We start from the raw sequence: 12,966 nt of genomic DNA on the forward strand, positions 1-12,966 counted from the left end.
ATGCTCTTAGGAAATTATTTTCACAACATAAACAAAAATTATAAAAATTTTTATTTTTCAGGAATTTCGTTTGACACAAATAGCATAAAAAAAAATAATGTTTTTTTTGCAATCAAAGGCAATAGTTTTGACGGTAATAAATTTATTCCAGAAGCAATTAAAAAAGGATCTAAAATTATTGTAACTGAAAAAAAAGGAAATGATTTTCAAAATGGAATTTTGTATATTTATACAAGTAATATAAGAAAATTATTAGCTGAAATTGCTTTCAAAATTTATCATAAAAAACCAAAAAATTTGATTGCAGTTACAGGTACAAATGGGAAATCGTCAGTTGCTGATTTTTACTATCAATTATTAAAATTAAACAATAAAAAAGTTGCTTCAATTGGTACATTAGGTGTTAAATCAAAAAGAATTAATTTGAATTTATCTAATACCACAATAGATCCAATTCAATTAGCTAAAATTTTGACTAAGTTAAAAACTCAAAAAATAGAAAATGTAATCATGGAAGCCTCAAGTCATGGTTTGAAACAAAATAGATTAGATGGTTTGAAGTTTAATTCAGGTATATTTACCAATTTATCCCAGGATCATCTTGATTATCATAAAAATTTAAAAAATTATTTAAAAGCAAAACTTTATTTATTTGAAAAACTAATTCAAAAAAGAGGCAATGTAATTACAGATCAATTAATTCCAGAGTTTAAAAAAATAAAAAAAATTACAATTAATAAGAAATTAAAATTGCATACACTAAATGATAAGAAAAATAATCTAGAGCTTTTATCTCATAACTTTAAAGGAGAGGGGCAAGTTCTAAGAATTAAATTAAATAGTTCAATACAGGATCTAAATTTAAATTTAATAGGAAAAGTACAATTGAAAAATGTTTTAATGGCAATAATTGCTGCAAAATACAGCGGTGTAAGTTTAAATAAAATTTTAAATACAATTCCAAAATTGAAACCAGTTGAAGGAAGATTTGAAAAAATAGGTAAAATTAAAAATCAATCAAAAGTAATTCTTGATTATGCTCATACGCCTGATGCTTTAAAAACGTGTCTTTTAAATCTTAGAGAACAATTTTCTAATAAAAAAATCAAAGTTCTATTTGGTTGTGGGGGAAATAGAGATCAAAACAAAAGATCAAAAATGGGTAAAATAGCTAGTGATTTTGCAGATAACATCATTCTAACTAATGATAATCCTAGATTTGAAAATCCTCAAAAAATAAGAAGAGATATAAAAAAGGGAATTAAAAAAAAGAGAATTATTGAAATACCCAATAGAGCTATAGCAATAACTCAAGCTATTTATAATTTGAATTCAGGTGATATTTTGTTAGTTGCCGGGAAAGGCCACGAGAAAACACAAGATATTGGAAATAAGAAAGTTTTCTTTTCAGATAGAAAAGTAATTCTAAATGCTATTAAGCATAAAAATAATAATTTATCAGATAATTTAAAATTAAATGTGGTTAAAGAGGCAGCAAAAATTAAAAAATTGTCTACATCCATATCTTTAAAAAAAGCAAGAATAAATTCTCATGAAGTTAATAAAAATGATATTTTTTTTGCTATTAGAGGAAAAAAAAATGATGGTAATAAATATGTTGCAGAATCATTTAAGAGAAAAGCATCGTTAGCTGTATTAAATAAAATTCAAAATAAATTAAATAAAAGTCGACAGATTAAAGTAAAAAATACTTTAAAATTCTTAACAGATATTTCAAAAACTTTTAGGAAAAGTATTGATACAAATATTATAGCTATCACAGGCAGTTGTGGCAAAACTACACTTAAAGAATTATTGGGCAATGTATTAAGTAAAATTTCAAAAGTAAGTATTTCTCCAAAATCTTATAACAATAAATTTGGGGTTCCTTTAAGTCTTTTTAATTTAAAACAAAATGATGAATTTGGAATTTTAGAAATTGGAATGGATAAAAAAGGAGAAATTGATTATTTATCAAAAATTATAAAACCAGATGTTGGTGTGATAACAAATATAAATTATGCACATGCTAAAAATTTTAAAAATATTAAACAAATTGCTTTAGCAAAATCTGAAATTATTAATAATATAAAACCTAATGGTTATGCTGTATTAAATGCAGATGACAGCTTTTTTCAATTACATAAAAAAATTGCCATAGAAAATAAAATTAAAGTAGTTTCTTTTGGTATTAAAAGTCAGAAATCAGACATTAAATTAATTAATATACAGCCCTTTGGAAAAAAATTTAGAATTAATGTTAGATCAAATAATAAAAAAAAGTATTTCACATTATCAAACGATTTTCAAAACAATATATACAATACACTTTCTGCTTTAGCAGTTATCAGTATTTATAAAAATATATTTAAACTTAATGAAAATATTTTTCTTAATTTCAAAATTCCAGTTGGAAGAGGAGATCATTCTCTAGTAAAAATTGATAATAAAAAAATTAATTTAATTGATCAAAGTTATAATTCAAATCCTCTATCATTAAAATCAGCAATAAAAAATTTTGATAAAATAAACTCAAAAAAATCAAATAAATATCTACTAATTGGTGACATGTTAGAACTTGGTAGACATTCAAAAAAACTTCATCAATCTATTGCTCCAACAATTAATCAAACTAAGATAGATAAGGTATTCGTTAAAGGCAAAATGGCATCTATAATATTTGCAGGTGTCTCAAAAGCCAAAAAAGGCAGGATTTTATTAAACAAATCTCAAATTATTGAATTGATTAGAAAAGATATAAAGAATAATGATTATTTAATGATTAAGGCCTCACTTGCGACAGGATTCAACGAAATAGTAAAAGATCTGAAAGGATTGCATTAAATGCTTTATCAATTTTTATTAAATTTTGTAGATACTTTTAGTTTTTTAAATGTATTTAAATATTTAACTTTTAGAACAGGTTTATCTTTTTTCACCTCATTGGTTATTGTGTTGATTATTGGAGGTCCTTTTATTCGATTTTTTTCAAAACAAAAAATTTTAAATCCAATTCGGGACGATGGACCTGAAGATCATATAGTTAAAAAAATTGGTACACCAACAATGGGAGGTTTAATAATTTTATTTGGCTTATTGGTATCAGTAATATTTTGGGCAGATTTATCAAATATTAATATTTTATTTTGTATTTACATAGCAATTACTTTTGGTTTATTGGGAGCATATGACGACTTTAAGAAGATTAAATATAGCAACTCATCAGGAATTTCTTCAAAGTTTAAAATAATTTCACAAATAATATTAGCAATTATAGGAGTGAGTTTATTTGTTTATTTTAATGATTATCAAAATTTAAATAATTTATATTTTCCATTCTTTAAAAATTTAATCATAAACCTTGGATGGTTTTTTGTACCATTTGCAATATTTGTAATTATAGGTTCATCTAATGCCGTTAATCTTACAGATGGATTAGATGGTCTAGCAACAGTGCCTGTAATATTAGTTGCAGCATGTTTTGCTTTTATAAGTTATGTTACTGGAAATATCGTATTTTCAAATTATTTACAAATTCCCTACATCGAAGGAACAGGTGAGGTAGCAATTTTTTGTGGGGCAATTATTGGCTCTTGTCTAGGTTTCTTATGGTTCAATGCTCCACCTGCTAAAATTTTTATGGGTGATACAGGTTCATTATCTCTTGGAGGATCTTTAGGTGCAGTAGGAATTATCACAAAGCATGAAATAGTTTTAGCTATTACTGGTGGACTTTTTGTACTAGAGGCAGTTTCAGTAATGGTTCAGGTGATTTCATTTAAACTTACTGGAAAAAGAATTTTTAGAATGGCGCCTATTCATCATCATTTTGAGAAAAAGGGATGGCCAGAGTCTACAGTTGTAATTAGGTTTTGGATTATCTCTATCATCCTAGCAATGATTGGTTTAGCTACCTTAAAATTAAGATAATGAAAATATTTAATAATATTTTTTTAAGAAAAAAAATATTAATTTATGGTTTAGGAAAGAGTGGCATTTCATCTTATAAGTTTTTAAAAAACAAGTCTGATGTATATTTGTTTGATGACAATCAAAAAATTAAATTTAAATTTAAAAAAAAAATTATTAAACTAGAGCAAATTCAAAAAATAAATTTTGATAGAATTATTATTAGTCCCGGAATTGATATCTCAAATTGTAAGTTATCAAAATTTTTAAAGAAAAATTTTAAAAAAATTCATACCGACCTTGATGTTTTGTTTTCATTTTATAACAATGAAAGCATTACTATTACCGGAACCAACGGTAAATCTACAACTGCTAAAATTTTACATGATGCTTTAATTGATCAAAAAAGAGACTCAAGACTTATTGGGAATATTGGTAATCCAGCATTATCAGAAAAAAATATTACAAAAAAAACAATCTTTGTAATAGAGGCTTCTTCTTATCAACTAGATTACAGTAGCGTATTTAGATCAAAATATGCGGTAATTTTAAACATAACTGCAGACCACATTGAAAGACATAAAAGTTTAAAAAATTATGTAGATGTAAAATTTAAATTATTAAAATCTCAAATAAGAGGATCTTTTGCATACGTAAAAAAAGAGGATGAACTAATAACTAAAAAATTAAATAAAAATAAATATAATTCAGAAATCTACAGAGTACAGACTTCAAGTATAGATAAAAAGTTTAATAAAATTACTAATAAATATTTCCTATCTGATGGCAATAAAGAAAATTTATCATTTATATTAAAAATTGCTCCAAGATTAAAACTTAATTACAAAAAATTAATTAAAACTATTAATAAATTTAAAGGTCTAGATTTCAGACAACAAATTATATTTGATAAAAAAGATCTCACAATAATTAACGACTCTAAATCTACAAGTTTTGCTTCCTCAGAAAATATATTAAAAAATTTAAATCATGCATATTGGATCTTAGGAGGAATTCCTAAAAAAGGAGATAAATTTAAACTATCAAAAATAAAGTGTAAAAATATCAAAGCTTATATTTTTGGATCACATCATAGAAAATTTAAAAAAATTTTAAAAAATAGATTAAAAATTGAAAATTTTAAGAATTTAAAAGAAACTCTTAAAGTTATTTTTTCAGAAATTAATATACAAAAATCTAAAAAAAATATTATTTTTTTCAGTCCAGCTGGAGCTTCATTCGATAGTTTCAAAAATTTTGAAGATAGAGGGTATTATTTCAATCAGATAATTAAAAAATATATAAATGCAAAGCGATAGTATTGTTTACAAATTTTATTATCAGTGGTGGAAAAACATAGATAAATCTATTTTTTTACTAATAAGTTTATTATTTATTATTGGATTATTTTTTTCTTTAGTTTCAACTTCTCTAATAGCTTCTGATAAGTTAGATACCAACAGTTATTTCTTCTTTTTTAAACATTTGATTTATGTGTTAATTGGAATATCTCTTATTTTTATATTTTCATCATTAAATTCAGATCAATTATATAAATACTCTATTATTCTTTTTTTTGTTTCACTTATTTCTTTATTTTTAGTTCCATTCATTGGTGTTGAAGTTAAAGGTTCTAAAAGATGGATAGACTTATTTTTTTTACCAAGATTTCAGCCAATAGAAGTTCTAAAACCATTTTTGATAATAATTTTAGCAACTATTCTATGTGATATAAAATCAAATATTTTATTTAAGTATTTGATATCTATTTTTTTGATATCTTTCATTTCTTTATTGTTAATAGCTCAACCAGATATTGGCCAAACTTTATTAGTGATATTTTGTTGGGCAGTTCTAATCTTCACATCAGGAATTAATATATACATTCTTTTAGCAATATTTATTGCTGGTGCATCTTTACTTGCTTATCTTATTATTTATGTTCCAAGGTTTGATTATATTCAAGGACGTATTTTTTCATTTTTTAAAAGAGAAACAGGTACTCATAACTTCCAATCTGATAAAGCAATAGAGTCAATTACAAGTGGAGGCTTTTTTGGAAAAGGTATAGGTGAAGGAGTTCTTAAAAATAGAGTTCCCGAAGCTCATACTGACTACATTATTTCAGTAATTTCTGAAGAGTTTGGTGTTGTTGCCATAATGTTAATATTATTATTGTTTTTGATCTTAATTTATATGGTTTTTAAAAAAATAAGCTTTGAGACAAATGATAAAGTTAAACTTATTTTAATAGGATCAATTAGTTTAATATTAATGCAGGCCACAATTCATGTGGGCGTTAATATAAGATTATTTCCAACTACTGGAATGACATTGCCTTTTTTAAGTTATGGTGGTTCATCGATAATAAGCACATCAATATTAGGTGGAATAATTTTAAATTTAACAAAAAGAAAAATAACTTAATAAATGACAAAAAAAGTTTTAATTTCCACAGGTGGATCTGGAGGTCATGTGATACCAGCAATTACAATTTATAATCATATAAAGCATAAGCATGAAACCTTGATTACTACTGATATCAGAGGTCTTAAATATTTAGAAAAGAATTATAAAGCAATTATAATTAATACTCCAAAATTAAATAATTATTTGTTACTTCCTTTTTCACTTTTAAAAATACTTTTTCTCACTTTTAAATCTTTTTTTATTTTAAAAAAAAATAATATTTCAATTTTAATTTCTACAGGTGGCTATATGTCTTTGCCAATATGTTTAGCAGCAAAAATATTGGGAATTAATATTTTTTTAATTGAACCAAATATGGTTCTTGGAAGAGCAAATAAATTTTTTTTAAATTTTTCAAGAAAATTAATATGTTATTCAAAGAATTTAATTAATTTACCATCTGGAATTAATAACAAATTAATTACTGTCAAACCTTTGATACGAAAAGAATATTACGAAACTAGTGCGTATCAAAAAACTGATAATCTATTCACAATTATAATCATAGGAGGTAGTCAAGGTGCAAAAATCTTTGATGAGCTTTTAAATAAATTTTTTGTGAGTATAGCAAAACAGGTTCCTATAAAAATTATTCATCAAACAAGTGAGAAAAATGTTAATTTTTTAAAAAATTTTTATTCTCAAAATAATATTGAAAGTAGAGTTTTCAGTTTTGATCACAATCTTAATGAAGTTTTAAAACAAGGGGATTTATGCATAACGAGAGCAGGTGCATCAAGTTTAGCTGAACTATCTTTTTTAAATATTCCATTTATAGCAATACCACTTCCGTCATCAAAAGATAATCACCAGTATGAAAATGCAAAATATTATGAGGAACAGGATTGTTGTTGGATAATTGATCAAAAAAATTTTGACGACCAAAAATTTGAGAAATTTTTATTAGAATTGACAAATAAAAGCCAGGATTACATGACAAAAAAAAATAATTTACAGAAATTAAATTATCAAAATACATGGAATAATGTTAATCAAAAAATATTAAAAACTATTAATGAAAATTAAATTAGCAAAAACAGAACTTATACATTTTGTAGGAATAGGTGGAATAGGCATGAGTGGCTTAGCACTTATTATGAAAGGTAAGGGTTTTAAAGTTCAAGGCAGCGATATTGCAAATAATAAAAATATTGAAAGATTAAGAAAAGAAAAAATAAAAGTTTTCATTGGACATAAGATACAAAATATAGAAAAGGGGACTATCCTAGTTGTGTCTTCTGCTATTAAAAAAAATAATCCAGAGCTTCTTGCGGCCAAAAAAAAACAATTACCTATATATAAAAGAGGAGAAATGCTCGCCAATATTGTTTCTTTAACGAAAAATATTGTAGTAGTTGGATCACACGGTAAAACTACTACAACATCTTTAATAGCATCTATATTTCAAGAAACAAAAATTGATCCCACAATCATCAATGGTGGAGTAATAAATTCGATTAATAATTCGGCAAAGCTTGGAAAAAGTGATTGGTCTATATTAGAGGCAGATGAGTCAGATGGAAGTTTTGTTTACATACCTCCAACATACTCAATCATCACTAACATAGATCGAGAGCATATGGATTATTATGGCACTATGGATAAATTAAATAAATATTTTGAAAATTTTGTTAACAAAGTTCCTTCATTTGGAAAATCATTTATTTGTTTAGATGAAAAAAATAATAGAAATTTAATTAAAAATATTAAAAATAAAAACTTCTATACATATGGTTTGGATAAAAAATCAAATTTTTGTATAAAAAATATAAAACAATTAAAAGAATTCTCTGAGTTTGACTTAAATATAAAATTACCTAATAAAAAAAACCAATTAATAAAAAAATTCAAAATTCCATTATTGGGAAATCATAATATTAAAAATTCTGTAGCTGCGGCAGCATTAGCGTTAACAGTAGGGTTACCAATTAACAATATAAAAAAAGGACTTAAAAATTTTAAAGGGGTTCAAAGAAGATTTAATAAAATTTTCAATTTTAATAATGTAGATTTTTATGATGATTATGCTCACCATCCTACAGAAATCAAAGAAGTACTAGATGGTGTAAAAAAAGTTTATAAAGATTATGAAAAGATATGTATTTTCCAACCACACAGAATATCAAGATTAAAAGATTTAAGAAAAGAATTTACATATGCTTTTAAAGATGCGGATAAAGTTATTTTGTTTCCAATTTATACCGCAGGAGAAAAATTAAAACTTGGATTTAGCTATATTAATTTTGCAAAGGAAATAATTAAAAACTCAAGAGTTCAGTTATTTTTAGTAGATGATAAATTTCAATTAGCAAAATTTATTAAATCAAATATATACGGAAAAAAAATAGTTATAGGCATGGGTGCAGGAACTATTTCAAGTTGGATACGAGAATTACCAAATTTATTATCATGAAAGTTAATTTCAAAGAATTGATGGATGAGTTTAGTGATAATTTAAAGCTAGATTATGATTTAAAAAAAAAAAATTGGTTTAACATAGGAGGCAAAACAAAAGCTTTCTATAAGGCAGATAATTTAAAAGAATTAATTAAATTTCTTAAAAAAATTCAAAAAGAAAAAAAAATATTTATATTAGGGGCCGGCTCTAATACCTTGATATCTGATAACAAATTTGATGGAGTTGTAATCAAACTTACTCAAAATTTTAATAATATTTCTTTACATTCTGAACAAATTATAGTGGCAGGTAGTGCAGTTACAGATAAATCATTATCTGAATTTGCAATGGAAAATAGTTTAGGCGGTTTTGAATTTCTATCATGCATACCAGGAACAGTGGGTGGTGGTATTAAAATGAATGCTGGTTGTTTTCAAAGGGAGTTTAAAGATATTCTTGTTTCTATTCAGGCAGTAAATAAATCAGGTCAGGTAATAACTATACCAGCAAAAGAGATAAATTTTAAATATAGAGATAGCGGATTATCTGAAGATCTTATTTTTTTAAGTGCATCATTTAAAGGTTTCAAGAAAGATAAGAATTTAATTAATAATGAGATAAGGTTATTAAAAGAAAAAAAAAAACAAGCTCAACCAACAAAAATTAAGACTAGTGGCAGCACATTTAAGAATCCTATAGATCAATCTGATAAAAAAGTTTGGCAACTAATCAAAGAATCTGTGCCATTAGAAAAATCCTTTGGAGATGCATCAATTTCTCAAAAACATTGTAATTTTTTTGTAAATAGAGGTAATGCTAAGTTTGAAGATATGAAAAAATTGATAAATTTTGTGTCTGAATGTGTATTTAAGAAAACAGGGGTTAAATTAGAAACAGAAATTAAAATTTTAGAATAAATTGAAAAAAAAAATACTTATACTATCTGGAGGAATTTCCAAAGAAAGATTAATTAGTCTTGATACGGGATATCAAGTTGCCAAGGAGTTAAAAAAAAATGGATATAAAGTTAAAATTTCTGAACCTGATAAATTAACAGAAAATATTAAACAATTTAAACCCGATATAGTATTTAATGCTCTCCATGGGCAGTTTGGTGAAGATGGATATATTCAAAGTGTACTTGAAAGATTTAAGATTCCATATACACACTCAGGTGTCGTTGCATCATCAATAGCAATGGATAAAGAAATCTCAAAAAAATTATTTATTAAAAATAAAATTAATACCCCAAAATCATTTATTTATTTTTTTGATATAAAAAATTCAGATTTGATAAAAAAAATTAATAAAGAATTAAAATTTCCAGTTGTAATTAAACCACTTAATGAAGGATCAAGTGTAAATGTATTTATTTGTTCTAGAAAAAATATAATTAAGAATTTAAAGAAGATTAAGCACTATAAGAAAATTATGATTGAAAAATTTATTGGCGGTAGAGAAATTCAAGTCGCGATAATGGGCGATAAAAAATTAGGAGCAATTGAATTAAAACCAAAAAGAAAATTTTATGATTACCAGGCCAAATATAATTCTAAGGCAAAAACAGAGCATATTATTCCTGTAAATTTAATTAAAAAAAATTTAGATCGGGTAATGAATATGGCGCTAAAAGCACACAAAGTAATTGGGTGTAGGGGTATAACGAGGTCAGATTTTAAATATAATAATGGGAAGTTTTATTTGTTAGAAATTAATACTCAACCAGGAATGACTAAATTGTCTTTAGTGCCTGAAATAGCTGCATATAAAGGGATTAGCTTTATTAAGTTAATTGAGTGGATTTTAAAAGATGCAACAAAGAAAAAGTAAAAAAATTTTAATTTATTTTTTTTTATTAATAATTTTGGGATCTGTAAATAATTTAAGCCTAAGTAAAATTAAATTCAATAAAGTTGAAAATATTAATATTTCAGGATTAGATAGTTCAAATAGCGCAATTATTCAAAATGATCTAAAAAGCTTAAATCTAGGAAGCATTTTTTTTCTTGATGAAAATTCAATTGGCAAAGTTATAGATTCAAACACTTTAATTCAAAAATACAAAATTTTTAAAGAGTACCCATCAACACTGGATATAGAAATTGAAAAAACGGATTTTCTAGCGAAAATAAATCAAGAAGGCAAAACTTTCATTATAGGATCTAATGGAAAATTAATTAAAAATAATTCATCTATTAATAACCTTCCATTTATATTTGGCAATCCAGATATATCAGAATTTTTAAATTTAAAAAAAATTATAGATAGTTCAAATATTTTATATGATGAGATTGAAAATTTTTATTTCTTTAAATCTAATAGATGGGATGTTGAGCTAAAAAATAATATATTGATAAAACTATCCAAAGATAATCTTAAAATATCTTTAAATAATGCTTTTAAATTACTGAATAATATTAATTTAGAAAACATAAAAGTAATAGATGCTAGAATAAAAAATCAAATAATACTAAATGATTGAAGAATTTGATATTGAAACATATTTATATATTTCACCAAGTGAATTTTGGATTTATTTATTTGATAAAAAAAATTTAAAAAATTTATATAAAAAAGGTATTAAATTTAAAAATAATTATTTTATTGATGTAAATAATTTAGATAAATTTATAGAAGACAATATTTTTAAAATTGAGAAATTAGCAGGACATTTTGTTAAAAATATTGTGTTAGTTGTTGAAAATGATCAAATTATTGATTTGAATTTTGGAATAAAAAAAAAAAATTATAATAAAATTGTAGACAAGAAATTTTTACAAAATGTATTAACAGATGCAAAGGATTTATTTAGAGAAAATTATCATGATAGTAAGATAATGCATATTTTAATATGTAGATATTTAGAAAATGGAAATTATCACTCATCTTATAATGATAAATTTAAAGGAGACTATCTCTGTATAGAATTTCAATTTAAATATATTGCAAGCAATTTTATTTTTAATATTGATAAAATTTTAGAAAAATATCAAATAAAAGTAACTGGTTGTATGGATGGTAAATATATAAAAAATTACTTTTCTGACAAAAAAATAGATTTTGCTGAAATGATTTATAAAATTCAGAATGGTTTCAATGAAAATGAGGTAAGATTAATTCCAAAAAACTATAAAAATATGGGGTTTTTTGAGAAATTTTTTCAACTATTCAGTTAGAAGTGTTTTTTACTGTAACATTAGTTGTTTTCTAATTATGAAAGATCCAAACTAAAAGTTATGAGTGTCTTATTTAACTCAAAAAACAATAAAGGATAAAGTTTTATTCAAAGGAATAGCTTTACACAGCGGGCACAATGTCAGCATCTGCATCAAACCAGCTCAACCTAACTTTGGTATAGTTTTTAAAAGAGTAGACTTAAATAAAGATAACCTAGTATATCCAAATTTTATGAATGTTACTAACACATCATTAAACACTACTATTCAAAATGAGTATGGAGTAAAGGTTGCAACTATTGAACATTTAATGGGCGCTTTGTTTGGTCTAGGGATCGATAATGCTTTAATTGAAATTGATAATGAGGAAGTTCCGATATTAGATGGCTCAGCAAAAGAATTTATTAATCAAATAATTTTGTCAGGGATTGAGATAAGCAATGAACCAATAAAAATTATTAAGATAAATAAAGATATAGAATATAAAGATGGAGAAAGATTTATATCTATTCAGCCATCAACATTAAGTCTAGACATAGATTTTGAGCTTAAATATAAAAATCCGATTATTGGCAATCAAAGAAATAAAGTGAAAGTTTATGAAGATGATTTAACAAATGTTTATAACTCAAGAACTTTTTGTTTATATGAGGATATAGAATTAATTAGACAGAATGGTTTAGCAAAAGGTGGAAATTTAAATAATGCAATTGTGGTAAAAGATCACGAAATTCTTAATCCTGGAGGATTGAGAAATGAAAAAGAATTTGTTAATCATAAAATATTGGATTGTATAGGTGATTTATATACGTCAGGATATAGAATTGTAGCAAACGTAATTTGCTCTCAAGGAGGTCATTATTTAACAAACCAGCTACTAAGAAAAGTATTCAAAAATAAAGAAAATTTTTCAATTTTAGAAATTAAAGAAAAAAACTTGCCACACACTCTTATCAATAGAAATTTATTAAGATCAATTGCATAGTTAATAAAGATATCTTTATAATTTCAATT

General features: G+C 24.4%; 11 protein-coding genes. All 11 read left to right on the forward strand.

The annotated features are described in order from the left end of the window. The 11 genes from DT059_RS04295 to lpxC all read left to right on the forward strand — a co-directional run bounded on the left by DT059_RS04295 (position 1) and on the right by lpxC (position 12,937). On the forward strand, positions 1-2,844 hold the full coding sequence (locus tag DT059_RS04295) for a UDP-N-acetylmuramoyl-L-alanyl-D-glutamate--2,6-diaminopimelate ligase (RefSeq protein WP_145597056.1): 2,844 nt from the start codon (positions 1-3) through the stop codon (positions 2,842-2,844). Further along, positions 2,845-3,930, forward strand: a complete 1,086-nt coding sequence (mraY, locus tag DT059_RS04300) for a phospho-N-acetylmuramoyl-pentapeptide-transferase (RefSeq protein WP_145597057.1) — start codon at positions 2,845-2,847, stop codon at positions 3,928-3,930. Beyond that, a complete protein-coding gene (gene murD, locus DT059_RS04305) occupies positions 3,930-5,228 on the forward strand; it encodes a UDP-N-acetylmuramoyl-L-alanine--D-glutamate ligase (protein WP_145597059.1) in 1,299 nt (432 codons plus the stop codon). The genes mraY and murD overlap by 1 nt, the downstream gene beginning before the upstream one ends. Beyond that, positions 5,215-6,336 carry an FtsW/RodA/SpoVE family cell cycle protein gene (locus DT059_RS04310; protein ID WP_145597063.1) on the forward strand — a complete coding sequence of 374 codons (1,122 nt, stop codon included), beginning with the start codon at positions 5,215-5,217 and terminating at the stop codon, positions 6,334-6,336. Before murD ends, DT059_RS04310 begins: the two co-directional genes overlap by 14 nt. A gap of 3 nt (positions 6,337-6,339) precedes the next feature. Then, the gene (locus DT059_RS04315; protein ID WP_145597069.1) at positions 6,340-7,404 is read left to right on the forward strand and encodes a UDP-N-acetylglucosamine--N-acetylmuramyl-(pentapeptide) pyrophosphoryl-undecaprenol N-acetylglucosamine transferase; all 1,065 of its coding nucleotides are present in this window, start codon (positions 6,340-6,342) and stop codon (positions 7,402-7,404) included. Further along, complete coding sequence (gene murC / locus DT059_RS04320; RefSeq protein WP_145597070.1) at positions 7,394-8,791, forward strand: UDP-N-acetylmuramate--L-alanine ligase; 1,398 nt, start codon at positions 7,394-7,396, stop codon at positions 8,789-8,791. The genes DT059_RS04315 and murC overlap by 11 nt, the downstream gene beginning before the upstream one ends. Continuing rightward, a complete protein-coding gene (murB, locus tag DT059_RS04325) occupies positions 8,788-9,693 on the forward strand; it encodes a UDP-N-acetylmuramate dehydrogenase (RefSeq protein ID WP_145597072.1) in 906 nt (301 codons plus the stop codon). Before murC ends, murB begins: the two co-directional genes overlap by 4 nt. Position 9,694: 1 nt before the next feature. Beyond that, entirely contained in the window at positions 9,695-10,606 is a 912-nt protein-coding gene (locus DT059_RS04330) for a D-alanine--D-alanine ligase (protein ID WP_145597074.1), read from the forward strand. Further along, the gene (locus DT059_RS04335; RefSeq protein WP_145597076.1) at positions 10,587-11,258 is read left to right on the forward strand and encodes a cell division protein FtsQ/DivIB; all 672 of its coding nucleotides are present in this window, start codon (positions 10,587-10,589) and stop codon (positions 11,256-11,258) included. Before DT059_RS04330 ends, DT059_RS04335 begins: the two co-directional genes overlap by 20 nt. Further along, the gene (locus DT059_RS04340; RefSeq protein WP_145597078.1) at positions 11,251-11,952 is read left to right on the forward strand and encodes a hypothetical protein; all 702 of its coding nucleotides are present in this window, start codon (positions 11,251-11,253) and stop codon (positions 11,950-11,952) included. Before DT059_RS04335 ends, DT059_RS04340 begins: the two co-directional genes overlap by 8 nt. Positions 11,953-12,016: 64 nt before the next feature. Then, positions 12,017-12,937 carry a UDP-3-O-acyl-N-acetylglucosamine deacetylase gene (gene lpxC, locus DT059_RS04345; protein ID WP_145597080.1) on the forward strand — a complete coding sequence of 307 codons (921 nt, stop codon included), beginning with the start codon at positions 12,017-12,019 and terminating at the stop codon, positions 12,935-12,937. The last annotated feature ends 29 nt before the right edge of the window (positions 12,938-12,966 follow it).

The sequence above is a fragment of the Candidatus Pelagibacter sp. FZCC0015 genome (genome assembly GCF_007833635.1).
Taxonomy (GTDB): domain Bacteria; phylum Pseudomonadota; class Alphaproteobacteria; order Pelagibacterales; family Pelagibacteraceae; genus Pelagibacter.

Bases quoted from the DNA above. Each gene is read 5' to 3' on its own strand.
- murB (WP_145597072.1), top strand. From the start codon at position 8,788: ATGAAAGTTAATTTCAAAGAATTGATGGATGAGTTTAGTGATAATTTA.
- DT059_RS04335 (WP_145597076.1), top strand. From the start codon at position 10,587: ATGCAACAAAGAAAAAGTAAAAAAATTTTAATTTATTTTTTTTTATTA.
- mraY (WP_145597057.1), top strand. From the start codon at position 2,845: ATGCTTTATCAATTTTTATTAAATTTTGTAGATACTTTTAGTTTTTTA.
- murD (WP_145597059.1), top strand. From the start codon at position 3,930: ATGAAAATATTTAATAATATTTTTTTAAGAAAAAAAATATTAATTTAT.
- DT059_RS04295 (WP_145597056.1), top strand. From the start codon at position 1: ATGCTCTTAGGAAATTATTTTCACAACATAAACAAAAATTATAAAAAT.
- murC (WP_145597070.1), top strand. From the start codon at position 7,394: ATGAAAATTAAATTAGCAAAAACAGAACTTATACATTTTGTAGGAATA.
- DT059_RS04340 (WP_145597078.1), top strand. From the start codon at position 11,251: ATGATTGAAGAATTTGATATTGAAACATATTTATATATTTCACCAAGT.
- DT059_RS04315 (WP_145597069.1), top strand. From the start codon at position 6,340: ATGACAAAAAAAGTTTTAATTTCCACAGGTGGATCTGGAGGTCATGTG.
- DT059_RS04310 (WP_145597063.1), top strand. From the start codon at position 5,215: ATGCAAAGCGATAGTATTGTTTACAAATTTTATTATCAGTGGTGGAAA.